Source organism: Micromonospora noduli, from assembly GCF_003264365.1.
Lineage (GTDB): Bacteria > Actinomycetota > Actinomycetes > Mycobacteriales > Micromonosporaceae > Micromonospora > Micromonospora noduli.
In genome coordinates this window covers 1-24,593 of the sequence record NZ_PYAK01000070.1, presented here as the reverse complement: position 1 = coordinate 24,593, position 24,593 = coordinate 1, and the positions used below count along the sequence as shown (strand labels likewise).

At 71.4% G+C, this 24,593-nt stretch carries 24 protein-coding genes and 1 pseudogene; 17 read left to right on the top strand and 8 right to left on the bottom strand.

The features are described from left to right. The 4 genes and pseudogenes from GUI43_RS29865 to GUI43_RS29850 all read left to right on the top strand — a co-directional run. Window positions 1-151: pseudogene (locus GUI43_RS29865) on the top strand (lactate/malate family dehydrogenase); the annotation flags it as partial. A 28-nt stretch (window positions 152-179) separates the two neighbouring features. Then, a complete protein-coding gene (locus GUI43_RS29860; protein ID WP_249037878.1) occupies window positions 180-464 on the top strand; it encodes a hypothetical protein in 285 nt (94 codons plus the stop codon). A gap of 87 nt (window positions 465-551) precedes the next feature. Next, window positions 552-2,648, top strand: coding sequence for an amino acid transporter (locus GUI43_RS29855; RefSeq protein ID WP_208646427.1), 2,097 nt, complete (start codon window positions 552-554; stop codon window positions 2,646-2,648). Between the two features lie 174 nt (window positions 2,649-2,822). Then, window positions 2,823-4,325: a right-handed parallel beta-helix repeat-containing protein gene (locus tag GUI43_RS29850; protein WP_112588031.1), complete on the top strand. Its 1,503-nt coding sequence runs from the start codon at window positions 2,823-2,825 to the stop codon at window positions 4,323-4,325. 167 nt (window positions 4,326-4,492) lie between these two features. Here GUI43_RS29850 and GUI43_RS29845 read toward each other — a convergent pair whose 3' ends face one another. Together GUI43_RS29845 and GUI43_RS29840 are read right to left on the bottom strand one after the other, a co-directional pair. Further along, a complete protein-coding gene (locus tag GUI43_RS29845) occupies window positions 4,493-5,452 on the bottom strand; it encodes a TIGR03557 family F420-dependent LLM class oxidoreductase (protein ID WP_112700299.1) in 960 nt (319 codons plus the stop codon). 341 nt (window positions 5,453-5,793) lie between these two features. Beyond that, window positions 5,794-6,000 (bottom strand): hypothetical protein, encoded by a 207-nt coding sequence (locus GUI43_RS29840; RefSeq protein ID WP_007460667.1) that lies wholly within the window; start codon window positions 5,998-6,000, stop codon window positions 5,794-5,796. Window positions 6,001-6,253: 253 nt separating this feature from the next. Here GUI43_RS29840 and GUI43_RS29835 point away from each other — a divergent pair, with 253 nt between their 5' ends. Beyond that, window positions 6,254-7,081 (top strand): hypothetical protein, encoded by an 828-nt coding sequence (locus GUI43_RS29835; protein WP_112601069.1) that lies wholly within the window; start codon window positions 6,254-6,256, stop codon window positions 7,079-7,081. Further along, entirely contained in the window at window positions 7,078-7,836 is a 759-nt protein-coding gene (locus GUI43_RS29830) for a maleate cis-trans isomerase family protein (RefSeq protein ID WP_112700298.1), read from the top strand. The genes GUI43_RS29835 and GUI43_RS29830 overlap by 4 nt, the downstream gene beginning before the upstream one ends. Window positions 7,837-7,850: 14 nt before the next feature. Here GUI43_RS29830 and GUI43_RS29825 read toward each other — a convergent pair whose 3' ends face one another. From GUI43_RS29825 to GUI43_RS29815, 3 genes are all read right to left on the bottom strand, one after another. Next, window positions 7,851-9,059: a low temperature requirement protein A gene (locus GUI43_RS29825; protein WP_112588023.1), complete on the bottom strand. Its 1,209-nt coding sequence runs from the start codon at window positions 9,057-9,059 to the stop codon at window positions 7,851-7,853. 127 nt (window positions 9,060-9,186) lie between these two features. Then, window positions 9,187-10,143 carry a 5'-3' exonuclease gene (locus GUI43_RS29820; RefSeq protein ID WP_112588021.1) on the bottom strand — a complete coding sequence of 319 codons (957 nt, stop codon included), beginning with the start codon at window positions 10,141-10,143 and terminating at the stop codon, window positions 9,187-9,189. A 58-nt stretch (window positions 10,144-10,201) separates the two neighbouring features. Then, the gene (locus GUI43_RS29815; protein ID WP_112588019.1) at window positions 10,202-10,429 is read right to left on the bottom strand and encodes a hypothetical protein; all 228 of its coding nucleotides are present in this window, start codon (window positions 10,427-10,429) and stop codon (window positions 10,202-10,204) included. 166 nt (window positions 10,430-10,595) lie between these two features. Here GUI43_RS29815 and GUI43_RS29810 point away from each other — a divergent pair, with 166 nt between their 5' ends. Then, window positions 10,596-11,483, top strand: coding sequence for a winged helix-turn-helix transcriptional regulator (locus GUI43_RS29810; protein WP_112588017.1), 888 nt, complete (start codon window positions 10,596-10,598; stop codon window positions 11,481-11,483). Window positions 11,484-11,545: 62 nt separating this feature from the next. On the opposite strand, the gene GUI43_RS29805 is transcribed toward GUI43_RS29810, so the two are convergent. After that, the gene (locus tag GUI43_RS29805; protein WP_112588015.1) at window positions 11,546-12,913 is read right to left on the bottom strand and encodes a glycosyl hydrolase family 18 protein; all 1,368 of its coding nucleotides are present in this window, start codon (window positions 12,911-12,913) and stop codon (window positions 11,546-11,548) included. Window positions 12,914-13,115: 202 nt separating this feature from the next. Here GUI43_RS29805 and GUI43_RS29800 point away from each other — a divergent pair, with 202 nt between their 5' ends. The 3 genes from GUI43_RS29800 to GUI43_RS29790 all read left to right on the top strand — a co-directional run bounded on the left by GUI43_RS29800 (window position 13,116) and on the right by GUI43_RS29790 (window position 15,984). Next, a complete protein-coding gene (locus tag GUI43_RS29800; RefSeq protein ID WP_112700297.1) occupies window positions 13,116-14,231 on the top strand; it encodes a M24 family metallopeptidase in 1,116 nt (371 codons plus the stop codon). Then, the gene (locus GUI43_RS29795; protein WP_112588011.1) at window positions 14,228-15,370 is read left to right on the top strand and encodes an acyl-CoA dehydrogenase family protein; all 1,143 of its coding nucleotides are present in this window, start codon (window positions 14,228-14,230) and stop codon (window positions 15,368-15,370) included. The genes GUI43_RS29800 and GUI43_RS29795 overlap by 4 nt, the downstream gene beginning before the upstream one ends. Before the next feature lie 107 nt (window positions 15,371-15,477). Next, a complete protein-coding gene (locus GUI43_RS29790; protein WP_091398289.1) occupies window positions 15,478-15,984 on the top strand; it encodes an Lrp/AsnC family transcriptional regulator in 507 nt (168 codons plus the stop codon). Here the strand turns inward: GUI43_RS29790 and GUI43_RS29785 are convergent. Then, window positions 15,914-16,525, bottom strand: a complete 612-nt coding sequence (locus GUI43_RS29785; protein ID WP_112601072.1) for a histidine phosphatase family protein — start codon at window positions 16,523-16,525, stop codon at window positions 15,914-15,916. The genes GUI43_RS29790 and GUI43_RS29785 overlap by 71 nt on opposite strands. Before the next feature lie 157 nt (window positions 16,526-16,682). On the opposite strand from GUI43_RS29785, the gene GUI43_RS29780 reads away from it, so the two are divergent. From GUI43_RS29780 to GUI43_RS29765, 4 genes are all read left to right on the top strand, one after another. Then, window positions 16,683-16,877, top strand: coding sequence for a CsbD family protein (locus GUI43_RS29780; protein ID WP_112588007.1), 195 nt, complete (start codon window positions 16,683-16,685; stop codon window positions 16,875-16,877). A gap of 671 nt (window positions 16,878-17,548) precedes the next feature. After that, the gene (locus GUI43_RS29775; RefSeq protein ID WP_112588005.1) at window positions 17,549-18,208 is read left to right on the top strand and encodes a polysaccharide deacetylase family protein; all 660 of its coding nucleotides are present in this window, start codon (window positions 17,549-17,551) and stop codon (window positions 18,206-18,208) included. A gap of 116 nt (window positions 18,209-18,324) precedes the next feature. After that, window positions 18,325-18,894 carry an RNA polymerase sigma factor gene (locus tag GUI43_RS29770; protein ID WP_112588003.1) on the top strand — a complete coding sequence of 190 codons (570 nt, stop codon included), beginning with the start codon at window positions 18,325-18,327 and terminating at the stop codon, window positions 18,892-18,894. Next, window positions 18,891-19,952: a hypothetical protein gene (locus tag GUI43_RS29765; RefSeq protein ID WP_112700296.1), complete on the top strand. Its 1,062-nt coding sequence runs from the start codon at window positions 18,891-18,893 to the stop codon at window positions 19,950-19,952. The genes GUI43_RS29770 and GUI43_RS29765 overlap by 4 nt, the downstream gene beginning before the upstream one ends. A 58-nt stretch (window positions 19,953-20,010) precedes the next feature. Here the strand turns inward: GUI43_RS29765 and GUI43_RS29760 are convergent, their stop codons facing one another. Next, on the bottom strand, window positions 20,011-21,417 hold the full coding sequence (locus GUI43_RS29760; protein ID WP_112700295.1) for a KamA family radical SAM protein: 1,407 nt from the start codon (window positions 21,415-21,417) through the stop codon (window positions 20,011-20,013). A 141-nt stretch (window positions 21,418-21,558) separates the two neighbouring features. On the opposite strand from GUI43_RS29760, the gene kdd reads away from it, so the two are divergent. The 3 genes from kdd to GUI43_RS29745 form a co-directional block, all read left to right on the top strand. After that, window positions 21,559-22,620 (top strand): L-erythro-3,5-diaminohexanoate dehydrogenase, encoded by a 1,062-nt coding sequence (gene kdd / locus GUI43_RS29755; protein ID WP_112700294.1) that lies wholly within the window; start codon window positions 21,559-21,561, stop codon window positions 22,618-22,620. 4 nt (window positions 22,621-22,624) lie between these two features. Next, window positions 22,625-24,190, top strand: coding sequence for an amidohydrolase (locus tag GUI43_RS29750; RefSeq protein WP_091398263.1), 1,566 nt, complete (start codon window positions 22,625-22,627; stop codon window positions 24,188-24,190). Continuing rightward, on the top strand, window positions 24,187-24,593 hold a 407-nt coding region (locus GUI43_RS29745), incomplete at its 3' end, for a lysine 5,6-aminomutase subunit alpha TIM-barrel domain-containing protein (RefSeq protein WP_283016244.1). The genes GUI43_RS29750 and GUI43_RS29745, both read left to right, overlap by 4 nt.

The following is a 24,593-nucleotide window of genomic DNA, read 5'->3' as shown; positions in this document are numbered from 1 at the left end:
GACCAAGGTGGTCGGCGTGACCACCGGCCCCAACGGTGAGGGCTACGAGAGCATCGAGGGCTCCGACGTCGTCGTGAGCACCGCTGGTCTGCCGCGCAAGCCCGGCATGAGCCGGATGGACCTGCTGGAGACCAACGCCAAGATCGTCCGCCTGGGTCGCCGTCACCGAACGGGACCTGATGATCCGGTACGGGCCGTGGCGGCTGCGGACCGACCGGGACAACGTCACCGGCGTCGAGCTGAGCGGGCCGTACCGCTGGTGGCGGGCGATCGGCCCGCACCTGTCGCTGGCCGACGGCGGCGCGACCTTCGGCAGCAGCGCGGCCGGCGGGATCTGCCTGCGCTTCGGCGTGCCGGTGCCGGCGCTGGTGCCCGGGGGGCGGCCCCGGCACCCGGCGGCCACGGTGACGATCGCCGACCCGCCCGCGCTGGCCCGTCTGCTCGCCGTCGCGGACCTGTCCTGAGCAGGCCGAACAGGTGCCCGGTTCCGCCGATCGGGCACCGGGACACCGCCTACCGTCAGATCAGGACCTGTGAGGGTGGGACTGGCGATGGCTGACGAGCACCGGGCGAAACCACGGCGCTGGAACGGGCGCCGCCACACGCCGAGCGGGCCGGACCCTGCGCTGCGGGCGGCCCGCGATCCAGCCCGCCCACACCGGGGCGGCCGGCAGGGCGTCGTGGTGCCCGAACGCGTGGCCACCCCGGCCCGCTCGGCGCCGCCGGCCAGCCCGCTGCGCCGGTGGCTCTTTCAGCACCAGGTGCAGCCGCCCGGCCCCGAGGCGAGCGAGGGACAGAACCGTCGGCACGCCTGGTGGCAGGTGATGTGCCTGACCGGCGTGGACTACTTCTCCACGCTGTCGTACCTGCCGGGCATCGCGGCGGTGGCGGCCGGGGCGCTCTCCCCGCTGGCGACCCTGTTGATCGTCGTGCTCACCCTGTTGGGCATGCTGCCGATGTACCGGCGGGTGGCCCACGAGAGCCCGCACGGTCAGGGTTCGGTGGCGATGTTGGAGCGGTTGTTGCCGTTCTGGCGGGGCAAGATCTTCGTCCTCGTGCTGCTCGGCTTCGTGGCCACCTCCTGGATCATCACGATCACCCTCTCCTCTGCCGACGCCACAGTGCACCTGCTGGAGAACCCGTACCTGCCGGACGTCCTGCACGGGTCCCTGGTGCCGGTAGTGGTGACGGTGGTGCTGCTGCTCATCCTCGGCGGGGTGTTCCTGCTCGGGTTCCGCGAGGCGGTGGTGGTGGCCATCCCGCTGGTCGCGGTCTTCCTGGTGCTCAACGCGGTGATCGTCGTGGTCGCGGTGGCCCGGATCGTCGAGGACCCGGACATCGTGTCGAACTGGACGGCCGCGGTGACCTCGACCGGTGGCGGACCGGGCCAGGTGCTGTTCACCGCCGTGCTGGCGTTCCCGCTGCTGGTGCTGGGGCTGTCCGGTTTCGAGACCGGGGTCAGCATGATGCCCCTGGTGGCGGCCGACGGCCCGGACAAGCAGGCCCGGCTCGCCGCCCGGATCCGCAACACACGTCGGCTGCTCACCACCGCCGCGTTGATCATGTCCGTGTATCTGATCTCGACCACCTTCGTGACCACTGCGCTCATTCCGGCGGAGGAGTTCCGGCCGGGCGGCGGCGCGAACGGGCGGGCGCTGGCGTTTTTGGCGCACGCCTACCTGGGGGAGGTGTTCGGCAGCGTCTACGACGTGAGCAGCGTGCTCATCCTCTGGTTCGCCGGAGCCTCGGCGATGGCCGGGCTGATCAACATCGTGCCGCGCTACCTGCCGTCGTACGGCATGGCGCCGGAGTGGGCGCGGGCGGTACGCCCCGTGGTGATCGTCTACACCGTCGTCAGCGTCGCCATCACGATCGCCTTCCGCGCCGACGTCAACGCCCAGGCCGGGGCGTACGCCACCGGGATCCTGGCCATGATGGTCTCCGGGGCGGTGGCGGTGACGATTTCCGCGGCCCGTCATCATCGGCGCGGCTCCGCGATCGGCTTCACCGTGCTGACCCTGGTGCTGCTGTACGCGCTGCTGGAGAACGTCATCGAACAGCCGGACGGCATCACGATCTCCGCGCTGTTCATCCTCGGCATCATCGTGGTCTCGTTGGTCTCCCGGGTCACCCGGACCACCGAGCTGCGCGCCGAGCGGATCGAGTTCGACGAGGCTGCCCGTCGGTTCATCACCGAGTCGCTGGCGCACGACGGGCAGCTGCACCTGATCGCGAACAAGCGGCAGAAGGGGTCGGTGAAGGAGTACACGCTCAAGGAGCGGGCGCAGCGCGGGATGAATCCGGTGCCCGGGGCCGCGGACGTGCTGTTTCTGGAGATCGATGTGGTCGATCCGTCGGAGTTCAGTCAGGTGCTGCGCGTACACGGGATCGAGGTGGGCGGCTTCCGGGTGCTGCGGGCCAACAGCCCGGCGGCGCCGAACGCGATCGCCGCGATCCTGCTGGCCCTGCGCGACGCCACCGGGGTCCGGCCGCACGCGCACTTCGAGTGGTCGGAGGGCAGCCCGATCGCGCACCTGGCGCGCTACCTCATCCTGGGCCGGGGGGACACCCCGCCGGTGGTGCGGGAGATCATCCGCCGGACCGAACGGGACCCGCTGCGTCGGCCCGGCATCCACGTCGGCGGGTGACCTCGATGCCGCTCTGACAGCTTTGAAGATGAAAGAGGGCACTATTCACGTTCACACCTTCCTGTCCGTATTACGGACTTATCGTGACGTTTGGTAGCCGGCGAACACGTCGAGCCCCCCGCGCCCGAATCGGCGCGCGGCCACGTCACGTACGCAGGAAGGTAGGCACCGTTGATGTCCACGTACCGAGAGGGAGACCGCGCGACCCGACCCAGACGGCGCTCCCGATGGTTCTTAGCCAGCGGCTTGCTGGCGGGGAGCCTGGTCGTGGGAGCGGCCGGAGCGGCCGCCGCCGCCGACCGCGCCCTCACCCTCCCCGGTCTGGCCCGGCTGACCCCGGCAGCCGACGACGACCGCCGCGACGACGACCGGCGGGTTCCGCAGCCCGGCCAGGACGACGCGGAGCGGGCCCGCCCCACCACCCCGGGCACCGGTAAGCGGGGCGTGGTGTCGGTGCCGTGCGACGCCGCGAAGCTGGTGGCGGCGCTGGTCACTGCCAACGCCGAGGGCGGCGGCGAACTTCGGCTCGCGCCCAAGTGCCGTTACACCCTCACCGAGGCGTTCCACGAGACCGACCAGTACGACGGCGGGATCCGTGACGCCCGGGAGGCGGCCGACGCCGCGGAGACACCCGGCGACGCTGAGGCGCCGCCGCACAACCCGGCCGACGACACCGCTGGCCTGCCGGTGATCTACCAGCCGATCACGATCGACGGCGCGGGCGCCACCATCGCCCGGGCCGCCCAGGCCGCCTCGTTCCGCTTCTTCACCGTCCGCGACGGCGGCGAGCTGACCCTTCGCGACGTGGAACTGCACAACGGCCGCTCGGCCATCGAGGGCGGCAGCGTGCACGTGGTGCACGGCGCCACGGCCGTGGTCGAACGGGTCACCGTCACGCAGAGCACCTCGCTGTCGCCCGAGGGGGGCGGCGGCGGCATCTTCAACGACGGCAACATGGTGGTCACCGACTCCACGTTCGTCGGCAACAGCGCCTCCGGCGCCGCGGGCAAGGGCGGGGGCCTGCTCAACGGCGGCGTGCTGACACTGAAGCGCTCGGAGTTCCACCGCAACAGCGCCAACGCCTACGGCGGCGGGCTGGGCAACTACCGTGGTGCCGCCGACGTGGAGAGCGTCTCCTTCACCCGGAACAGCGCCGCCCAGGGTGGCGGGCTGGCCAGCTTCTCGGCCCGGACGAAGGTCTCCGACACCGAGCTGCTGAACAACACCGCGCAGGTCGGCGGCGGTGCCGCCAACTCCGACGCGGTGCTGGTGATGCGCACGATGACCATCCGCGGCAACACGTCCACAGTCAACGGCGGCGGCGTCTCGACAGTGAAGGGCCTGACGCCGATCGACGACAGTGTGATCGACGGCAACACCACCCACGGCCTCGGAGCCGGCATCTACGCCGAGAAGGCGAACCTGCTGGTCCGCGGCAGCGACGTGACCCGTAACGAGGCTGTCGGCGCCGCGTCCCAGGGCGGCGGCATCTACGCCAGCGCGGGCTCGGTGGCGATCTACACCAGCAAGGTCACCCACAACGCGTCGACGGTGAAGCCCGGCGGCATCTTCGGCATGCACGCCCAGGTCAAGATCGACGATGAGAGCGTGGTGGTCGAGAACGAGCCGACCAACTGCGAGGGCAGCCAGGTGCCGATCGCGCACTGCTTCCGCTGAGCGTCGACCCGCGCACCATCCCGAGCGCATTCATCCTGAGTGCACCGCCCGCCCCGGACGATCGTCCGGGGCGGGCGGTGCTTTGTCGTCACGTGACGCCCTCGGCCCCTCGCCGACCGCCGAGCCCGGTGGCCACCGACGCCGCCGACCTGCTCCTCAGCACGGCGTCAACCCATGGCGCGCAGCCGGCCGGAGAGGTCGCCGGCGAAGAAGTCGAGGAAGCCGTCCGGGTCGGGGCCGGCGTTCTGCAGGACGATGTGGTCGAAGCCGGCCTCGACGTACGACCGGACCTTGGCGACGTGCGGTTCCGGGTCCGGGCCGATGGCGAAGAGCTGCCGGATGTGCTTCTCCTCGACGTACGCGCTGGCCGCGTCGAAGTTGACCGGGTTCGGCAGTTCGCTCATCACCTTCCAGCCGGTGACCATCCATCGGCTCGTCTGCAACACCGCCTGCACCGCCTGGTGCTCGTCGGTGGCCCAGGCCAGTGGCACCTCGGCGTAGCGCGGGCCCGCACCCTGGGCGCGGCGGTAGTGCTCGACGATCGACGCGTCCGGCTCGGTGGCGAACAGGCCGTCGCCCAACTCGGCGGCGAGCCGCGCCGACGCTTCACCGCTGGCCGCCACCGCGATCACGGGCAGGGTGTCCGGCAGGTCGAAGATCCGGGCGTCCTCCAGTTGCAGGTGCCGGCCCTCGTACGACTGGTAGCCGCCCTGCCAGAGCAGCCGGATGATCTCCAGCGCCTCGCGTAGTCGCTCGTGTCGCCCCCGCACGCTGGGGAAGCCCTGACCGACCACGTGCTCGTTGAGCCGCTCTCCGGCGCCCACCCCCAGGGTGAACCGGCCGTCGGAGATCAGTGCCATGGTCGCCGCGGCCTGCGCGATGATCGCCGGGTGGTACCGGACGGTCGGGCAGGTGACCCCGGTGGCCAGGCGCAGGGTGGTGGTCTTGGCCGCGATGGCGCCGAGCACGCTCCAGGTGAAGGACGAGTGCCCCTGAGCGTCCAGCCACGGATGGAAGTGGTCGCTCATCTCGACGAAGTCGAAGCCGGCCCGCTCGGCCAGGACGGCCTGCCGGATGATCTCCTGTGGGCCATACCCCTCCGAGGCCAGCTTGTAGCCGATCTGCATGCCACACTCCTGATCCCGTTCGCTGACTGAGGCATCGGCGGTTCCCGGCCCCGGCGCGGACAAACGCCGCCGAGCCGCAAACCAGCCTCCTAGGATGCCTTAGGCGGTGTGCCGCCCGCGACGCGGAACGCGAGCACTGCGACAACCCGGAGTGCGGGTCGGGGTGTGCGCTTCGGCCAGCACATCCGCCCCGGCGCAGGTGACCCACCGCCGCCCGTCGACCCCGCCGACAGCCTCAGCCACGGTAGGGACTTACTCGTCTGGTGCTCCGGCGCGATCCCGCCGAACGGAACCGGCCCGTACCCCCACTGCGGGGGCACGGGCCGGGGTACGTCTGTCGTCTACTTGGAAGGCTCGGGCAGCTTGCAGTCGACCTTCGGGTTGGCGCCGATGTAGTTCAACGGCCCGGCCACGATGGTGACCAGGATGGTGCCGGCCTCGGCGCAGTTGGTGTCGTCGCCGCTGTAATAACCGCGCTGGCCACCGGCGATGGCGCCGATCACCAACCAGATCACGACGATGACTCCGAGAATCGAGGTGCCGCGCATCGCTGCCTCCTGGGGGTATGTGGTGGATCTGAGGTGCAGCCGTTGTACCCAATCGGGTCGCGCGGCTAACGGTTGCGTGCTACGACCCCCGCCGGATCCCCCATCCGGCCGATGCCGTCCGCCGTTGTGTACCGCCCGGGCATCCGCCGCCCGCACCGGGTAGCACCTGTCGGCTATCGGATCGGCGACCGACCTCGCCGTCATCCGGGTGGGTGGACGTAGAACTGCCTCACGGCCCCGCCGAGGAGGACTCATGGACGCCCCGACACCGCCCCTGTATATCGACCGCCCCGAGGACGTCGCGGTCGCGGCCCGCGCGCTTGCTGGCGGCGCGATCGTCGCGGCGGCGTTCGCCAACTTCTACGTCATCGTGACGCGTCCCGACGCGGCGACCGTACGCCGGGTCAACCTGGCCAAGGGCCGACCGGCACACCAGGTCGGCAGCATCACCACCGCGATCGGCCGGATTCCCGGGATGTTCGACTGGACGCGGATCTCGCCGCGGTTGCCGGTCGGTCGGGTGCGGGCGCTGATGGACGCCCTCTACGGGGCCGGGCCCTTCGGCTTCCGTGGGCCCGCGGCGGATCGGCTCCCCGAGCATCTCACCCAGATCGACCAGGGGATACGGACCACCCAGGTGATCGCGCCGGGGCTGACCTGCCCGTCCAACGCCTTCTTCGAGCGGGCGCTCACCGAGACCGGAACGGATCACCTCTACATCACCTCGGCGAACCGCTCCCGGCATCTCACCGGCGCGGCGGAGGAACCGGCGCACTGGAAGGCGGGTGCCCTCGCCGCCGACTTCGCCCACCTCGACGATCTGGTGGTGCTGGTCCACCGGGACGAGGCGGCGGCCCGCGCCGCCTACCCGGGCTACCTCACCACCTCGGTCACCCTGCTCTCGTTCCACGCGCCGGAGGGTGACCTCGAAGAACCGCCGGTGCTCACCGTGGACCGGCACGGATCGCTGCACCTGGACGACGTCCGACGCGCCGCCGCGCCGCTCGGCCTGCAGGTGCGCCTCGCCGGAGGTGCTCGGGAACGACTGCAGGTCCGCGGGTACGCCGGGGCACTGGTGTGAGCGGCTACCGCATCGGCCTGGTGGTGCCCAGTTCCAACACCACAATGGAAACCGAGATCCCGGCGATGCTGCGCCGACGTGAGGTGGTCGATCCGACGGTCCGCTTCACCACCCACTCCAGCCGGGTACGGCTGCGTCAGGTGACCGCCGACGAGTTGGCCCGGATGAACCGCTCCGCCCTGCGGTGTGCCGCCGAGCTGGCCGACGCCCGCTGCGACGTGCTCGCGTACGCCTGTCTGGTGGCGGTGATGTGCGAGGGCGCCGGCGCGCACGAGCGGGCCGGGCAGCGGTTGGGCCGCGCGGCCGGTCGCGCCGGGCACGGCATGCCGGTGGTGACCAGTGCCGGCGCGTTGGTGGCCGGGCTGCGGGCGCTGGGTGCCCGCCGGGTGGCCCTGATCGCGCCGTACCTGCCGCCGTTGACCGCGACCGTCGCCGCCTACCTCGCCGCGTACGGCGTACAGGTGACCGACGCGGTGAGCCTCTGCGAGCCGGACAACGTGGCGGTCGGGCGCATCCCCGCGGCGCGGCTGGTCGAGCTGGCCGATCGGCTGGACGTGACCGACGTGGACGCGGTGATCCTCTCCGCCTGCGTGCAGCTGCCGTCGTTGGCGGCCGTGCCGCAGGTGGAGGCCAGTCTCGGCCGCCCGGTGCTCACCGCGGCGACGGCGACCGTGCATCAACTGCTCACCGGTCTGGGCGTCGAGCCGTATGTGCCCGACGCCGGCCGGCTGCTGGCCGGCCCGACTCCGCTGTGAACGGCGGATTCGGCTCAGTGGGGCGGTGACGGGGCCTCCGGCGGCTTGCCGTGGCTACGCCGGAAGTCCGCGTAGGCCACGCCGACCAGCACCAGCAGCCCACCGAGGGAGGCGAACACCGGCGGCAGGTACAGCAGCCCGGGGGCGATGGTCAGCAGCGCCAGCACACCGCCGGGTCGGGACCACGACACCCGGCTGAACACCTCGTACTCGAACGAGGCCCGGCCGGCCAGGAACAGCGCCGGGCCGCCGAGGATCACCGCCAGCCAGGCCGGCGGGATCCGTCCGGTCGGCTCGTGCAGCACCAGGTGGAAGCCGGCCGCCGTGGTGACCACGCCGGAAATCATCAACAGATGGGTGTACGGCGCGCTGAACAGGAACTTGCTGGGCGACTCGGCGGCCTGGATGGCGGTCGGCAGCAGCTCGCCGGACTTGTGTACGTAGATCCGCCAGAGCAGCAGCGTGGTCAGGAACGCCACAGCGAAGGCCCCGATGTTCTCGGCCTCGTTGTGCTCCATGCTGAACATGGTGCCGATCGTCAGGATCGCGTCGCCGAGCGCGATGATGAAGAACTGCTGGTAGCGCTCGGAGAGATGCTCCGCGGTGACGTTGCGCTGCTTCTCGGGCACCACCCCGAGCCCCGGTACCGGGTACGCGAGCCGGAAGCCGAGGTAGTCGATGGCGAGCGCGCTGGCCCAGCACGCGATCCGGGCGTCCCCGCTGACGAATGCGCCGATGAGCCACGGGATCGCCGACACCGAGAACCAGATGAAGATGCGGGCCGCCCGACGCTGGGTCTGCGGTTCGCGCCGTACGGCCGGCATCAGGAACAGTCCACGCCCCAGGTGAATCGCCACGTACGTGCCGGCGAAGACGAGCCCCCGGTTGTTGAACGCCTCCGGAATCGCCGTGGTCATCAGCAGCGCGCCGAACATCACGGCGCTGATCAGCAGCTTGATCTCGGTGCGTTCCGGGTCGTACAGGTCGGTGACCAGCGTGGTGATCGCCCAGGTCCACCAGACGGCGGCCAGCATGATCAGTGCCTCGGCGGCCCGGTGCCAGTCGAGTTGGTCGACCATTCCCCGTGAGATGAGGGCCAGTGCGACCACGTACACCAGGTCGAAGAAGAGTTCGAGGAGGGTGACCCGGCGCGGGCCCTCCGGGTCGCGCACCGGCGGACCGCTGGCCCGTGGCGATCCGGGCTCCGGCGCGGCGAGGTGCACGGGATACTCCTGCGGAACCGCTCGACTCGATGGGCCTGTCCGGTCCACCTCTAGGGACGGTAACGAGCGGGCGAGCGCGGGATCCTGCGTTCGCCCGCTCGTCCCTCAACCGGGTTGTGTCGGGTGGTTACCCTGCTTGCGGAGGTGTCGACGGCTTCCCGTCGCCACGGGGGGCGGCGAGGGCGTCGACCAGGCGGCGGGCCGAGCCGGCCAGGTTCCACCGTTGGGCGAGCTCGAGCAGCCGGTCCGGGTCGGCCGGCGCGCTCGGCAGCGCGGTGGGCAGCTCCGGCAGGGGCACGTCCAGGGCGACCCGGACCACCGTCGGCGCGACGCCCAGGTAGTCGCGCGCCGCGACCAGCTTGGCGCGCAGGCCCGGTGCGAAGGACGAGTCGGAGTCGTCGAGCGCGGCCAGGATGCCGGCGATGCTGCCGTACCGCTCGATGAGCCGTGCGGCGGTCTTGTCGCCGACGCCGGCCACCCCGGGCAGCCCGTCACTCGGATCGCCGCGCAGTGCGGCGAAGTCGGCGTACCGGTCGGCGGGCACGCCGTAGCGGGCCCGTACGGCGGCATCGTCGCAGTCGTCGAGCTTGGCGACGCCGCGCCCGACGTAGAGCAGTCGGACCGGTCGGGCGTCGTCGACGAGTTGGAACAGGTCGCGGTCGCCGGAGACCACCTCGACCGGGCCGGGCTGGGTCACCGAGAGGGTGCCGAGCACGTCGTCCGCCTCGTAGCCGGTCGCGCCGACCGCGGTGATTCCCACCGCGGTCAGCACCTCCAGGATCATCGGCACCTGCGGGGAGAGGGTGTCCGGAACGATCTCGCCGCCCTGCGGGGCGACCCGGTGCGCCTTGTACGACGGCAGCAGGTCGACCCGCCACGCCGGGCGCCAGTCGTAGTCCAGTGCGCAGATCATCCGGTCGGCGCCCCGCACCCGGATCAGGGTGGCGAGCATGTCGAGGAAGCCGCGCACCGCGTTGACCGGTGTGCCGTCCTCGGCCTTGGCGGCGGACTCCGGAATGCCGAAGTAGGCCCGGAAGTAGAGGCTGGCTGCGTCGATCAGCAGGATCGGGGGTCGGTGTGCCACGCCGGACAGCCTGGCACAACCGTCCGACGATCTGGCGTACGCCCGGCCGCCGGTGGTGTCAGCGTCGCTCGTCGGGCCGGTAGACGGTCTCCCGTCGGGCCAGGCGCTGCACGACGTAGCTGGTCACCAGCAGCAGGATCGCGACCACCACCTCGACCCAGGCCGCGACGCCGTCGGCGACGGTGACGCCGATGACCAGCAGGACCAGGCCGACGAGTGCGAGGACCCCGGCCCACAGTTGGCGGCGACGGCGGGTCGCCGCCCTGCTCGCCTGGTTCGCTGCCACGTCGGTCCTCCCGGTCGGGGAGTCCGGGCGGCTCCCCGATTCCAGGCTATGGCTACCGGTGGCGTTCGATCAGGGAAACCGACGCGCGGACCGCTGCCGGTCGTCGATGCAGAGCGTTCCAATCCGGAACGGACTATAGTCGGGACGGGACCAATGGAGGTAGCCGGTGCGGCGAGAGGATCTTGCTGATGCGGACTGCGGCATCGCGCAGGCGCTCGGCGTACTGGGGGACTGGTGGACGTTCCTCATCGTGCGGGACGTCGCCGGCGGGACGACCCGCTTCGACGCGCTCCAACGCGAGCTGGGCGTCAGCCGGCGGGCGCTGACCGAGCGCCTCGGCGCCCTGGTCGAGCACGGTGTGCTGGAGCGCAGACCGTATTCGCGACACCCACCGCGGTACGACTATCTGCTCACGGCGAGGGGCGAGGGGCTGTTGCCGGTGCTGATCGCGCTGCAGGACTGGGGAACGAGGCACCTGATGGGCGACGGTGACGTCACCGCGACGGCCGACGCCGGCTCGGCCGAGGCGCGCCGCGCGCACGACCTGGTCGGCCGACGGTTGCCCGCTGTCGTCCTGCCCGCCGCCGACGGGCAACCGGTGGCGGTGGCCGCGACCGCCGCGTGGACGGTCCTCTACCTGTTCCCCGGGGCGTACGCGCCGGGGACGCACGGCTATCCGCCCGGCTGGGCGGAGATTCCCGGCGCCCGGGGGTGCACCCTGGAGTCGACCACGTACGCCAAGCGTCACCCGGACTTCGTGACCGCCGGTGTCCGGGTGTACGGCATCAGCACCCAGCGGCCCGACCAGCTCGCCGACTTCGCCGCGTACGCCGAACTGCCGTTTCCGCTGCTGTCGGACGAGGACGGCCGACTGGGGGCGGGGCTGCTGCTGCCGGTGTTCCGTGCGGGTGGGGTGACCCGGTTCAAGCGGCTGACCCTGCTGGTCGACCCGACGGCGGTGGTGCGGGCCGTGCAGTTCCCGGTCACCGACCCGGCCGGCTCGGTGCAGGAGATGCTCACAGTGGTCGGCGAGCACGCAGGGGCCCCCGGCTGACGCCTTCGCGTCGACCGGGGGCACTACGAGCCGGCTGGTGCGGGGGCCCGGCGGGCGCCGCGTCAGGCCGGGAGCGTCCAGCGCTGGTTGGCGCCGGCGAAGCAGTCCCAGATCTGCAACCGGGTGCCGTCGGCGGAGCTGTTGTCGCTGGCGTCGAGGCACTTGTTCGACTGCGGGTTGCGCAGCGTGCCGTTGGACTGCGCCTGCCAGACCTGCGCGCCGCTGCCGTTGCAGTCCCAGAGTTGGACCTTCGCGCCGTTGGCGGTGGAGCCGCTGGTGATGTCGGCGCACTTGCCGAGGGCTCGCAGCGTGCTGTCGCTGGCCACGGTCCAGGTCTGCGCGTTGGTGCCGTTGCAGCCCCAGAGCTGGACGGCGGCGCCGTTGGCGGTGCTCGCCGACGCCACGTCGACGCACTTGCCGGCGATTCCGGTGATCTGACCGGTGCGACCGGTCGGCGGCGGGGTGGTGCCGCCCATGATGGTGTCGTACATGGCGCTGAGCAGTGAGGTGGAGCCGCTGGTGTCCTGCGACAGCTCCCAGTTCATCACGCCGCCGGCGTTTGCGAGGGCCCACTGCGTCTTGCGCTTGACGGTCGGAATGCCGTTCCAGCACTGCTGGCTGCCGCCGATGGTGGCGCAGTCCCGGTTGGCGTTCGCCGGGTCGAGTCCGACCAGGTACGAGTAGTTGTAGTAGACGGGGCGGCTGTAGAACGGGATGCCGAGGACGGCCTTGCTGGCCGGCAGGCCGCGGGCCTTCCACAGGTTGATGCTGTTGATCGACCAGTCGTAGTTGGCGTGTGGGCTGCCGCCGTCGTACGCCATGATGTTGAGCCAGTCGACCTGGTTGAACACGGCCGTCTGGACGCCCTGGACGCTGCCGCCCTCGCTGACCACGGCGGCGGTGAGCAGCTTGCCGCGACTGTGCAGGGCGCTGCTGAGCTGTGTCATGAGCGCCGTGTAGTTGTTGGCCGAGGCGCCCGCGTCGGGGTACTCCCAGTCCATGTCGACGCCGTCGAGGTTGTACTGGTTGACGAAGTTGACCAGGTTGTTGACGAAGTTGGTGCGGCTGGTGGGGTTGGCGGCGAGCGTCTCGAAGGCCGAGTCGTTGCCGTCGTTCCAGCCGCCGACGGCGATGGAGACCTTGACGTTGTTGGCGTGCCCCTGCGAGACCAGCGAGGAGAGCCGGGCCCCGTCCACCCCTTGCAGGGTGCCGTTGCTGTTGGGCAGGACGAAGGCGTAGTTGATGTGGGTGAGCTTGTTGTACTGGATGGTGTTGATGTTGCCGGCCCAGGAGGGCATGTAGCCGACGCTCTTGAAGTTGTTCGGCAGCACCACGGCCTGCGCGGCGGTGGGAATGACGGTGAGGGTGGCGCCGGCGGTGGCCAACGCGAGCAGGCCGGCGGCGAGGGCGCGGCGCAGTGGTGAGGACATCGGGGGCCTTCCCGTGGGCGGGGGACGACACCCGCCCGCGCAGGGTTGTCGCGGGCGGGGGGTGCGGGGACGCAGGGACGGGTGGGCCTCGAGGCAGCCAAATCTTAAAGAGTGTTAACTGTCCGCGTCAATCAACGTCGATGGATTTTCCGACGATCGGTGTCGATATGGGGTTTGCCCAAACGACCGTTAAGCTGACGGGGTGGGAATCGACGAGCTGTATCCACCGGATCGGTTGATCGCCGCGCAGCGAGCGACGGCCGCCGCCGGCCTGGACGCCCTGCTGCTCACCCCGGGCTCCGACCTGCGGTATCTGACCGGCTACGACGCCCACGCGGGGGAGCGGCTGACCTGCCTGGTGCTGCCCGCCGAGGGCGAGCCGACCCTGATCGTGCCCCGGCTGGAACGCCCGGCGGCGGAGGCGTCCCCCGCGCCCGCCACCGGGGTCCGCATCGTCGACCACGTCGACGGCACCGACCCGTACCCCCTGGTCGTCGCCGCCCTCGACGGCCCGGTAGCGGCGGTCGGGCTCGCCGACCGGATGTGGGCCGAGCAGGTCCTCGGCCTGCGCGCGGCGCTGCCCGACGCCGCGCAACGGCTCGCCGGGGAGGTGCTGCGCGAGCTGCGGATCCGCAAGTCCCCGGCGGAGGTCGCGGCGCTCGCCGAGGCCGGCGCGGCGATCGACGAGGTGCACCTGCGGATGGGCGAGTGGCTGCGCCCCGGTCGCACCGAGGCCGAGGTCGCCACCGACATCGCCGCGGCGATCCGCGCCGCCGGGCACGTCACAGTCGACTTCGTCATCGTGGCGGCCGGGCCGAACGGGGCCAGCCCGCACCACGGCACCTCGGACCGGCCGATCGGCGTCGGCGAGCCGGTGGTGGTCGACATCGGCGGCACCATGGCATCGGGCTACCGCTCGGACTGCACCCGCACCTACCTGGCGGGCGGGTCGGCGCCGGCCGACTTCCTGGACTACTACGCGGTGCTGTGCGAGGCCCAACGCGCCGCCGTCGCGGCGGTGCGGCCCGGGATCACCGGCGCGGCGGCCGACGACGCGGCCCGGGCGCCGATCGCCGCCGCCGGCTACGGTGCCGCGTTCCTGCACCGCACCGGCCACGGCATCGGTCTGGACGGGCACGAGGAGCCGTACCTGGTGGCCGGCAACGACCGACCCCTCGAGGCCGGCATGGCGTTCTCCATCGAACCGGGCATCTACCTGGCGGGCCGGCACGGCGCCCGCATCGAGGACATCGTCGTCTGCACAACGGACGGCGTGCAACGGCTCAACACCACCCCCACGGAGCTCATCGCGCTATGACTGTCGACCGGATCCTCCCCACCGACGAGGCCCACGACCTGCTGGGTCTCGCCACCGAGCTCGCCGACGGCGAGCTCGCGCCGAAGGCCGCGGCCTTCGAGGAACGCGCCGAGTTCCCCCGTGAGGTGCTGCGCACGCTGGGCCGCGCCGGCCTGCTCGGGCTGCCCTACCCCGAGGAGTACGGCGGCGCGGCCCAGCCGTACGAGGTGTACCTGCAGGTGCTGGAAATCCTGGCCAGCCGCTGGCTCGCGGTCGCCGAGGCGGTCAGCGTGCACACCCTGTCCTGCTACCCGGTGGCGGCGTTCGGCAGCGACGAGCAGCGCAAGCTGCTGCCGGACATGCTCGGTGGCGAGTTGCTGGGCGCGTACTGCCTCTCCGAGCCGCAGGGTGGCTCGGACGCGGCGGCGCTGACCACCCGGGCGGATCGCGACGGCGACGCGTACCTGGTCTCCGGCACCAAGGCATGGATCACCCACGCCCGCACTGCCGACTTCTACAACGTCTTCTGCCGCACCGGCGGGCCCGGCCCGAAGGGGATCTCCTGCCTGCTCGCCGACGCGGGCACGGCCGGCATCACCCCGCAGGCGGCCGAGCGGACGATGGGGCTGCGCGCCTCCCCGGTGGCGCAGATCGCCTTCGACGAGGCGCGGGTGCCGGCCGACCGGTTGATCGGCGGCGAGGGGATGGGCTTCACCATCGCGATGTCCGCGCTGGACTCCGGCCGGCTGGGCATCGCGGCGTGCGCGGTCGGGCTGGCCCAGGCCGCCCTGGACTACGCGGTCTCCTACGCCCGGGAGCGCCAGCAGTTCGGGCGCTCCATCATCGACTTCCAGGGGCTGGGGTTCCTCCTCGCCGACGCGGCCACCCAGATCTCCGCCGCCCGCGCGCTGACCCTGGCGGCGGCCCGGCTGCGCGACGCCGGCCGCCCGTACTCGATCGAGGCGGCCAAGGCGAAGCTGTTCGCCACCGACATGGCGATGCGGGTGACCACCGACGCGGTGCAGGTGCTCGGCGGCGCGGGTTACGTGGCCGACCACCCGGTGGAGCGGTACATGCGTGAGGCGAAGGTGTTGCAGATCGTGGAGGGCACCAATCAGATCCAGCGGATGGTGATCTCCCGGGCGCTGGCCAAGGGCTGACGACGGCACGTGGTGGTAAGGCTGCGGTGGGTGCGTCACGGCCCACCGCGGTCCGCCACTCGGGTACCTCGTCGCCGTGCGACGGTTTTCCCGGTAGGTTGCACGCCGTGGAGGAGATCGACCGCGCTATCGTCGCCGCGCTGACCGCCGACGGCCGTCTGTCGTACACCGACCTGGCCGAGCGGGTGGGGCTGTCGGTGTCCGCCGTGCACCAGCGGGTCCGTCGGCTGGAGCAGCGCGGGGTGATCAAGGGGTACGCCGCCCGGGTGTCGTTCGAGGCGCTGGACCTGCCGCTCACCGCGTTCGTGGCGATCCGGCCGTTCGATCCGTCGCAGCCGGACGACGCCCCGGAGCGGTTGGCCCACCTGCCGGAGATCGACTCCTGCTATTCGGTGGCGGGGGAGGACTTCTACCTGCTGCTGGTGCGGGTGGCCAGCCCCACGGACCTGGAGCGGGTGCTCCAGGAGATCCGCACCTCGGCGAACGTCACGACCCGGACGACGGTGGTGTTGTCCACGCCGTACGAGAACCGGCCACCAAAGATCAGCTCTGCGGCACCGAGTCGGTCGCGGTCCCGGGCGCCGGAGGAGCCGGCTGGTTCCACCGCAGGATGACCTGCCGACCGTGTTCGTGACCGAGCGCGCTGACCGTGGCGGTCTCCAGGCGTAGCCGCCCGCCGGCGGACGGGGGCAGACCGATCCAGCGGGCACCGAGCACCCGCAGGCTGTGCGCGTGCCCGACCAGCGCGACGGTGCCTCGGTCGAGCAGCGGGGTGACGCGGGCCAGCACCCGGTCGAGCCGTTCGCCCACCTGCGCGGGGGACTCCCCGCCGGGGCAGCCGTCGGTCCAGATGTTCCAGTGCGGATCGTCGTTGTGGATGTCGACCGTGGTGCGGCCCTCGTACTCGCCGTAGTTCCACTCGCTGAGGTCCTCGTCGACGGCGTCGACGGTGAGCCCGGCGAGCTGCGCGGTGCGCAGCGCCCGGGAGCGGGGGCTGCTCAGCACGGTGGCGAAGCGCCGGCCGGCCAGGAACGCGGCCAGGGTGCGGGCCTGTCGCTCGCCGTCGGGGGTCAGCTCCAGGTCGGTGTACGAGGTGTGCCGCAGGCTGGCGCTCCAGGTGGTCTCGCCGTGTCGGATCAGCAGGAGCTCTCCCATGCGGTCAGTTAACCATCGTGGGGCGTGGCCGACAGGCGACCCTCCCACTACCTATCTTCCTAGGATGCCTTACGGGGTGTGCCGACCGGCACCGCCGGTTTCGGCACCCGGAGACCGGGCAAGCGTGCCGGGACAACCGCCAGACCGAGGAGGCGCGATGAGCTTCACCGAGAAGGCAAAGAACAAGGTTGAGCAGATGGCCGGCGCCGCGAGGGAGCGCGTCGGCGACATGACCGACAACGAGCGGATGCGTGGCGAGGGCGCCAGCCAGGAGAGCGACGCGCGCGCCAAGCAGGCCGGTCAGAACGTCAAGGACGCTGGTCGCAACGTGAAGGACTCCTTCACGAAGTGACCTGAGCGGTCCACGGGTCCCCGGGCGCACCGTCGCCCGGGGACCCGTCGTGCCGCGTTCCTTGGTGCTGGCGGCGCTGGCCCTTTTGCCTGCTCGGCGTGGCGGTCACCATGTACGCCCCGCGCGGCCCTGCTCGACCCCAACTGCGGCGGCGGCCTCGGCGGCCTCTCGGGCGGGAGATTCGCTGGTGAGCCGTATACCTGGGAGTCATATTTATACCTCTGAGGTATATCGCTCACCGGAGCGGCACCACCCCGACGCTTGACGCGCAATGCCCGCTTGCCAGCGGCCGCCGGCTGCTCGGGGTCTAGGTGAGTCGGGTGGGCGAGGTGCGTTCGCCGGCGTTCGAGACGGTGCGCGCGGGACAGTGAGGCGCTTTCGCGTCTGCGATGATCTGCGGCGTGATCCGACCCCGCCTTCGCCCATTGTGGTGTGGCGCACTGGTTGCGGCGGCCGTTGTCGGCAGTGTCGCGTGCACGGCGTCCCGGGTGCCACCGCCGGAGGGGCCGGTCTTCGTCGGCTCGTCCGCCTCTGCGGCCGCGCCGCCGGCCAGCGCATCGCAGGCGGTTCCGACGCCAACGGCTCCCGCCACCCCACAGAGTGTCCCGACGCCGACGGTTCCGGCTGTTCCGGCTTTCCCGGGGGCGACGCGGGTGGGGAGCAGGGCGCCGGTGGTGGATCACGGGCCGCGCACCGGTGCCAAGGTCGCGCTGACCTTCGACGCGGACATGACCGACGGGATGTTGGCCAGCCTGCGGGCCGGCCGGGTCAAGTCGTACGCGAATCTGCGCATCCTCGACCTGCTGGAGCGGGAGCAGGTGCCGGCGACGTTTTTCCTGACCGGCAAGTGGGTCAAGCGGTATCCGGACGTGACCCGGCGGATCGCCGGCAACCCGCGCTTCGAGTTGGCCAATCACACCTACGGGCACGCGGCGTTCACCGCCGACTGTTACGACCTGCCCCGGCTGCCGGTCGACGAGCTGGCCGGCGATGTGGCGAAGACGTTCGAGGTGATCGCGCCGTACGGGGGTCGGCAGACCCGGTACTTCCGTTTTCCGGGGTTGTGCCACGACGCGGCGGCGTTGGACGCGTTGGCGCCGCTGGGTGTGACGGTGGTTGACGGGGACGTGGTCAGCGGCGATCCATTCGCGACGGCGTGGAAGCCGTTGGTGCGGGCGGTGTTGGACCACGTCCGCCCCGGGTCAGTCGTGATCATGCATGTGACCGAGGCGAACGCGGCGATGACGGACGAGGCGTTGCCGCACATCCTGGCCGGGCTGCGTGAGCGAGGGCTGGTGCCGGCGCCGTTGTCCGAGGTGCTGACCACCTGACGGCCCGTCGCGCCGGGTGCGGCACTGTGCACGCCAGGGGAGCGGCCGGGTTGAAATCGGGGAAACGGGCTCGCGCGACCTGTCACGGTTGAGGTCCCACCGGACATGGAGTGAACGTGAGCTCCGGCATTGAGTACTACGAGGACCGCTTCCGGCGCGTCTACCTTGAGCACTTCGAGCCGTTGTTGGCGTACGCGCTGAGGCGTGTCGCGCATCCCGAGGACGGGGCCGACGTCGTCGCGGAGACCTTCCTGGTCGCCTGGCGGCGCAGGCATGACATTCCGGCCGATGATGAGGCTCGGCTCTGGCTGTACGGGGTGGCCCGGCGGGTGTTGGCCAATCATCACCGGGGTGGGGTTCGCCGCCAGCGGCTGGGTGAGCGGCTGCGTGAGCAAATCGCCGTCGCGGTCGCCGTCGATCCGGGCAGTGAGGTGCCCGAGCGGCTTGCTGTCCGGGCGGCGTTGGCGGGTCTGGGTGAGCTGGACCGTGAGGTGTTGATGCTCACCGTGTGGGAGGGCTTGCAGCCGCGCGAGGTGGCCGCGGTCCTCGGGGTCGGTCCCGCCGTGGTGCGGACACGACTGTCGCGTGCGAGAGCCAGGCTGCGGGAGATGGTCGGTGATGACCTCGGGCCGCCTGGACATGTACTCGACGTGCTGACCGCAGCCACCCGGAAGGAGCAGAGATGACCGAGGAACACTTTGACCGGCTGGTTCGAGAGGCCGATCCCGCTCGGCTGGACCTCGTTGGACAGCTCGACGGGGTGAAGCAGACCCTCCTTGGCGAGATCATGTCCGAGTCGACGCTCGGTCGGTTCGTGCAACCACCCCGACGGCAACCGAGAGTGCGTCGCTTCGCTGGCGTGGCGGCGGTGGTCGTGGTCCTCGCAGGGGTCCTGGCCGTCTCTGTTCTGCCGGGCGAGCCCGGAGAGGTCGGGGAGGTGGCTTCCGCTCCCAGCGCCGGTGCTCCGGTCGTCTACTCGCCGGTGGCGATGCGGGCCGCGGAGAAGAATCCGCGGCTGCTGATCAACCAGCCCGGCTGGAAGGCGACCACCGTGTACGGGTTCACCCAGGAGATGGGCACCATCACCTTTCGCAAGGGTGGACGCGAGTTGGAGTTCGACTGGTATTCGGCTGACGGTTACGCCGACCGTTACGCCGACCGGCTCCACGTCAATCGTCCGAAGGCTGTGCAGGTCGATGGCTGGCCGGGTGACCAGTTCGAGTATTCCGCCAGCGATTTCGAGGTGTTGCTCCGTCCCCGTGACGGGGTCTTCGTCGAGTTGCAGACCGGGGGTGACTGGTCCCGGAAGGAGTTCGCCCGGGTCCTCGCCAATGTGGTCCGAGTGGATGCGCGTACGTGGTTGGGTGCGCTTCCGCCGGAGATCGTCATTCCCGAGCGGGCGTTGGCGCGGGCGGCCGAGGTGCTCGCGGACGTGCCGCTCCCGCCGGGCTTCGACGTGGCGGCGCTGGTTGACGTCGGCATCAACGATCCCTACCAGTTCGGTGCCGCTGTGACGTCGCGGGTGGGTTGCGGGTGGATCGCTGAGTGGCAGCGCGCGAGGGCGAGCGGGGACGAGGCCGGGGTGCGGCGGACCGTCGAGGCGCTGCGGAGCAGCCACGGGTGGCGGGTGCTGCGGGACATGGACAAGGCCGGTGACTGGCCGGAGGTGTTCTGGGAGTACGCCGACGAGATCGCGGCCGGGACGTTGCGGGCCAGCTATTCGCAGGGTCTGGGCTGCGCCTGACCACGGAGTGCGCGACACCCCCGGGAGTGGTCTCCCCGGGGGTGTCGTCGTCGGTGGGTCAGTCGTCGCGGTGGTCGTTCCACCACTGCTGGCCGTCGGCGGGGAGCGTGTCGATCGGGTCGTAGTAGGCGTAGCGCTTGTTGAGCGCCTCCAGGTCGGCGGACTCGATGGAGGTGCGGTAGTTCTTCGTCCAGTAGGAGATGCCGCGTTCGCGGTCGTAGTCGGTGAGCATGTGCACCCAACGCTTGCCGACGAAGGGGACGTCGCAGACGATCCGGGGGGTGGCGTAGCCGGGGAGGTAGCCCATGATGTCGTGCTGGAGTTGCTGGGCGTGCCAGACCGGGACCCGCCAGTGTTCGGCGTTGGGGATCATGTCGCACATGTAGAAGTAGTACGGCAGGATCCCGGCTTCGCCCTGGAGCGCGAAGCAGAGGTCGAGCAGTTCCGGGGTGGTGGCGTTGACGCCGCGCATGAGCACGCCCTGGTTGCGGACGTCGCGGACGCCGACGTCGAGGGCGGTCTGGGCGGCCTTGGCGACCAGTGGGGTGAGCGACTGGGCGTGGTTGACGTGGGTGTGGATGGCGAGGTTCACGCCGCGGCGGGCGGCGGTGCGGGCCACCCGCTCCAGGCCCTCGACGACGTCGGGCTGCAGCCAGTGCTGGGGGAGACCCATGAGTGCCTTGGTGGCGAGCCGGATGTCGCGGACCGTCTCCAGTTCCAGCAGTCGCATGAGGTACGACTCGAGGTTGCGCCAGGGGACGTTGGCCACGTCGCCGCCGGAGACGACCACGTCGCGGACGCCGGGGTGGGCCTTGAGGTAGGCGATGTGGGCGTCGTAGCGGTCGACGGGCTTGAGGGTGAGCTTGAGTTTGTCGACGGCGGGGGTGGAGTTGCCGACGAGGTCCATCCGGGTGCAGTGCCCGCAGTACTGGGGGCAGGTGGAGAGCAGTTCGGCGAGGACCTTGGTGGGGTAGCGGTGGGTGAGGCCTTCGGCGACCCACATGTCGTGCTCGTGCAGGCTGTCGCGGCTGGCGTAGGGGTGTGAGGGCCAGTCGGTGCGTCGGTCGGAGGCGACCGGGATCATGTAGCGGCGGATGGGGTCGGCGAGCAGCGCCTCGGTGGTGAGGGTCGCGAACGGCACCATCGTGTTGATCATTTGTGGTGGCACCAGCATGGACATGGTGGCCAGGGCCCTCTGGTCGGCCTCGAGGTCGGCGTAGAAGGTCTCGTCGATCAGGTCACCGAAGACGGCGCGGAGCTGCTTGATGTTCTTGACGCAGTTGACGCGCTGCCACTGGGCGGATTCCCACTGGTCGCGGGTGACGTGGCGCCAGCCGGGGAACCGGGTCCAGTCGGGTTCGACCAGGGGGCGGCGGTGGTACTCGTAGGGCTGCCCGGCGGTCGGTACGGCGACCGGGGCGTGACGGGGTTGAGGGATGGTCTCAACCGGTTGGGTCTGGGTCACGGCCCCTCCTCGGTGTTGCGGCTGATCATCAAAGCCCGAAGGCTACTGGAAAATATTCGGTACAGAAACTAGTCTGCCGTAAGTTTTCCCGTTACGCGAGCCTTGACCGGGGCTTCGAACGGCTGGCAGGGGGAGGTTGGCGTGACGTCACCGGTGGGACTGCACCGCGTCGTGCAACCGACGGGGGTGCTGCCGCAGGCAGCCTGGCGCCTGGACACGTCGGCGGCGATCGCGCCGAACGAGGTGCGGATCCGGGTGCAGCGGCTCAACCTGGACGCGGCGAGCTTCCGGCAGTTGTCGGAGAAGCACGGCGGGGACGGTGACGCGGTCCGCGCAGAGGTGCTGGAGATCATCTCCACGCGGGGGAAGATGCAGAACCCGGTGACCGGGTCGGGCGGGATGCTGATCGGCACGGTCGAGGAGGCCGGTCGGCGGTCCCCGCTGGGGCTCAGGGCGGGGGAGCGGGTCGCCACCCTGGTGTCGTTGACGTTGACGCCCCTGGTGATCACCGACGGGTTGGCCCGCTGGGACGGGCGCAGCGAGCAGGTGCCCTGTGACGGGTGGGCGATCCTGTTCGCGCGTTCCATCGCCGCGGTGCTGCCCGACGACGAGGATCCCCAGTTGTCCCTCGCCGTGCTGGACGTGTGCGGGGCGCCCGCGCTGACGGCCCGGGTGGTGTCGCGCTACGTCGAGGATCGTCGGCGTAGCGGTGATCCGACGCCGGTGCGGGTCGCGGTGATCGGTGGGGCGGGTAAGAGCGGGTCGCTGTCTCTCGCGGCGGCGCGACGGGCGGGCGCCGCGCGTACCGTCGGGGTGGTGCCGGTGGCGGCGGAGCGCGACGCGCTGACGGCCGCCGGTCTGGCGTCGGTGGTGGCGTTGGCCGACGCGCGCGACCCGGTGGGGTTGTCCACGGCGGTGACCACCGCGCTGGGGGTGCCGGCGGACGTGACGGTGGTCTGCGTGGACGTGCCGGGGTGTGAGCACGGGGCGGTGCTGGCCACCGCAGACGGCGGCACGGTGATCTTCTTCTCGATGGCGACGAGCTTCTCCGCTGCCGCGTTGGGCGCGGAGGGGTTGGCGGCGGACGTGACGATGCTGGTGGGCAACGGGTACGTGCCGGGGCACGCGGAGTTGGCGCTGGGGCTGCTGCGGGCCGAGCCGGGGGTGCGTCAGCTGTTCGCGGCGCGGGTCGCGGCAGACTGAGGTCATGACGAACCCCTCGACGTTGTATCGCGGCGGCGTGCTGCACTGCCCCGCCGACCCGAGCGCCACCGCGCTGCTGGTGTCCGGTGGGCGGATTGCCTGGTTGGGGACCGACGGTGACGCGCCACCGGCCGACCGGGTGGTGGACCTGGGCGGGGCGTTGGTGACGCCTGCGTTCGTCGACGCGCACGTGCACGCCACCGACACCGGGTTGGCGTTGTCCGGTTTGGCGTTGTCCGGGGTGCGCTCGGCGGGGCAGTTGCTCGACGCGGTGGCGGGGTTCGCGGCGGGTCTGCCGGCGGACGCGGTGGTGCTGGGGCACGGCTGGGACGAGTCGGGTTGGTCGGATCCGACGTTGCCGGACGCCGCGGCGCTGGACCGGGCGGCCGGTGGTCGGCGGGTGTACCTGTCGCAGGCGTCGATCCACTCGGCGTTGGTGTCGTCGGCGTTGCTGGCGGCGTGCCCGCAGGCGGCGCAGGCGGCCGGGTACGACGCGTCGGGCTGGTTGCGGCGCGACGCGCACCACGTGGTGCGGGCGGCCGCGCAGGCGTCGGTGAGTCGGGCCCAGCGCGTCGCGGCGCAGCGGGTGGCCCTGGCCCACGCGGCGTCGTTGGGGATCGCGGCGGTGCACGAGTGTGGTGGCCCGGAGATCTCCGACGAGGAGGACTTCACCGGTCTGCTGGGGATCTCCGGGGCGGGGTTACCGGAGGTGTACGGGTACTGGGGTGAGTTGGGTGGCGCCGCGCGGGCCCGGGAGTTGGGCGCGGTCGGCGCCGGTGGGGACCTGTTCGCCGACGGGGCGTTGGGCTCGCGCACGGCGCACGTGTCGCAGCCGTACGGCGACGGTGACGGCTGCGGGCACGGGTACCTGTCGGTCGAGCAGGTGCGCGATCACCTGCTGGACTGCGCGGCGCACGGCATGCAGGGCGGTTTCCACGCCATCGGTGACGCGGCCATCGGAACGGTCCTCGACGGGTTCGCGGCGGCGGCGCGGACGGTGGGGGTGGAGCGGTTGCGCGCGGCCCGGCACCGCATCGAACACGCGGAGATCATGAGCAAGGCGTTGATCGCGCGGTTCGTGGAGTACGGGGTGGTGGCGAGCATGCAGCCGGCGTTCGACCGGTTGTGGGGTGGCGCGGGCCGGATGTACGAGACGCGGTTGGGGTTGGACCGGTCGTTGGAGTCGAACCCGATGGGTGCGATGCACTCGGTGGGGGTGGCGTTGGCGTTCGGGTCGGATTCGCCGGTGACGCCGCTGGACCCGTGGGGGTCGGTGCGGGCGGCGGTGGCGCACCACAACCCGGCGCAGCGGATGAGTGTGCGTTCGGCGTTCGCGGCGCACACCCGGGGCGGGTGGCGGGCGGTGCACCTGGACGTCGAGGGGGTCCTGGCGTTGGGTGCGCCGGCGACGTTCGCGGTGTGGTCGACGCCGGCGGGGGTGGAGCGGGGTCTGCCGGTGTTGCAGGCCGAGGACCCGGAGGCGCGGGGTCCGGACGACCCGACGCCGCTGCCGGTGTGCCGGCGTCTGGTGCTGCGCGGTGAGGTCATCTATGAGGAAGGGTCATCATGACCGGGAAGCTTGATCTTGATCCGGTGCTGGTGGCGCGGGCGCGGGAGTTGGCGCGTCGGGCCGGGCAGCCGGTGGTGGACCTGGCGCGCAGCCACACCACGGTGTCGGTGGAGCGGGCGGTGCTGCGGTTGGCCGGGGTGACCGGCGCCGACCCGGACGGCATTCCGTGGGTGAACCGGCTCGTCGACGCGGTCGCCGCGGACGTGGGGTTGGGTCACGGGGTGGCGGTGCCGGTGTTCGACGCCCTGGTCCGTGAGGGCAGCACCGACGTGACGTTGCTGGCGCAGAAGGCCGCGGCCGGGTCGGTGCGGTTCACCCAGCCCGCCGGGCGGGCGGCCACGGCGGCCCGGTCGGCGGCGCGCAAGGCCGTCGGCGCGGGCATTCGGCGCATCGACCGGCGGCG

Bases quoted from the DNA above. Each gene is read 5' to 3' on its own strand.
- GUI43_RS29860 (WP_249037878.1), top strand. From the start codon at position 180: ATGATCCGGTACGGGCCGTGGCGGCTGCGGACCGACCGGGACAACGTC.
- GUI43_RS29855 (WP_208646427.1), top strand. From the start codon at position 552: ATGGCTGACGAGCACCGGGCGAAACCACGGCGCTGGAACGGGCGCCGC.
- GUI43_RS29850 (WP_112588031.1), top strand. From the start codon at position 2,823: ATGTCCACGTACCGAGAGGGAGACCGCGCGACCCGACCCAGACGGCGC.
- GUI43_RS29845 (WP_112700299.1), bottom strand. From the start codon at position 5,452: ATGCAGATCGGCTACAAGCTGGCCTCGGAGGGGTATGGCCCACAGGAG.
- GUI43_RS29840 (WP_007460667.1), bottom strand. From the start codon at position 6,000: ATGCGCGGCACCTCGATTCTCGGAGTCATCGTCGTGATCTGGTTGGTG.
- GUI43_RS29835 (WP_112601069.1), top strand. From the start codon at position 6,254: ATGGACGCCCCGACACCGCCCCTGTATATCGACCGCCCCGAGGACGTC.
- GUI43_RS29805 (WP_112588015.1), bottom strand. From the start codon at position 12,913: ATGTCCTCACCACTGCGCCGCGCCCTCGCCGCCGGCCTGCTCGCGTTG.
- GUI43_RS29795 (WP_112588011.1), top strand. From the start codon at position 14,228: ATGACTGTCGACCGGATCCTCCCCACCGACGAGGCCCACGACCTGCTG.
- GUI43_RS29785 (WP_112601072.1), bottom strand. From the start codon at position 16,525: ATGGGAGAGCTCCTGCTGATCCGACACGGCGAGACCACCTGGAGCGCC.
- GUI43_RS29780 (WP_112588007.1), top strand. From the start codon at position 16,683: ATGAGCTTCACCGAGAAGGCAAAGAACAAGGTTGAGCAGATGGCCGGC.
- GUI43_RS29765 (WP_112700296.1), top strand. From the start codon at position 18,891: ATGACCGAGGAACACTTTGACCGGCTGGTTCGAGAGGCCGATCCCGCT.
- GUI43_RS29750 (WP_091398263.1), top strand. From the start codon at position 22,625: ATGACGAACCCCTCGACGTTGTATCGCGGCGGCGTGCTGCACTGCCCC.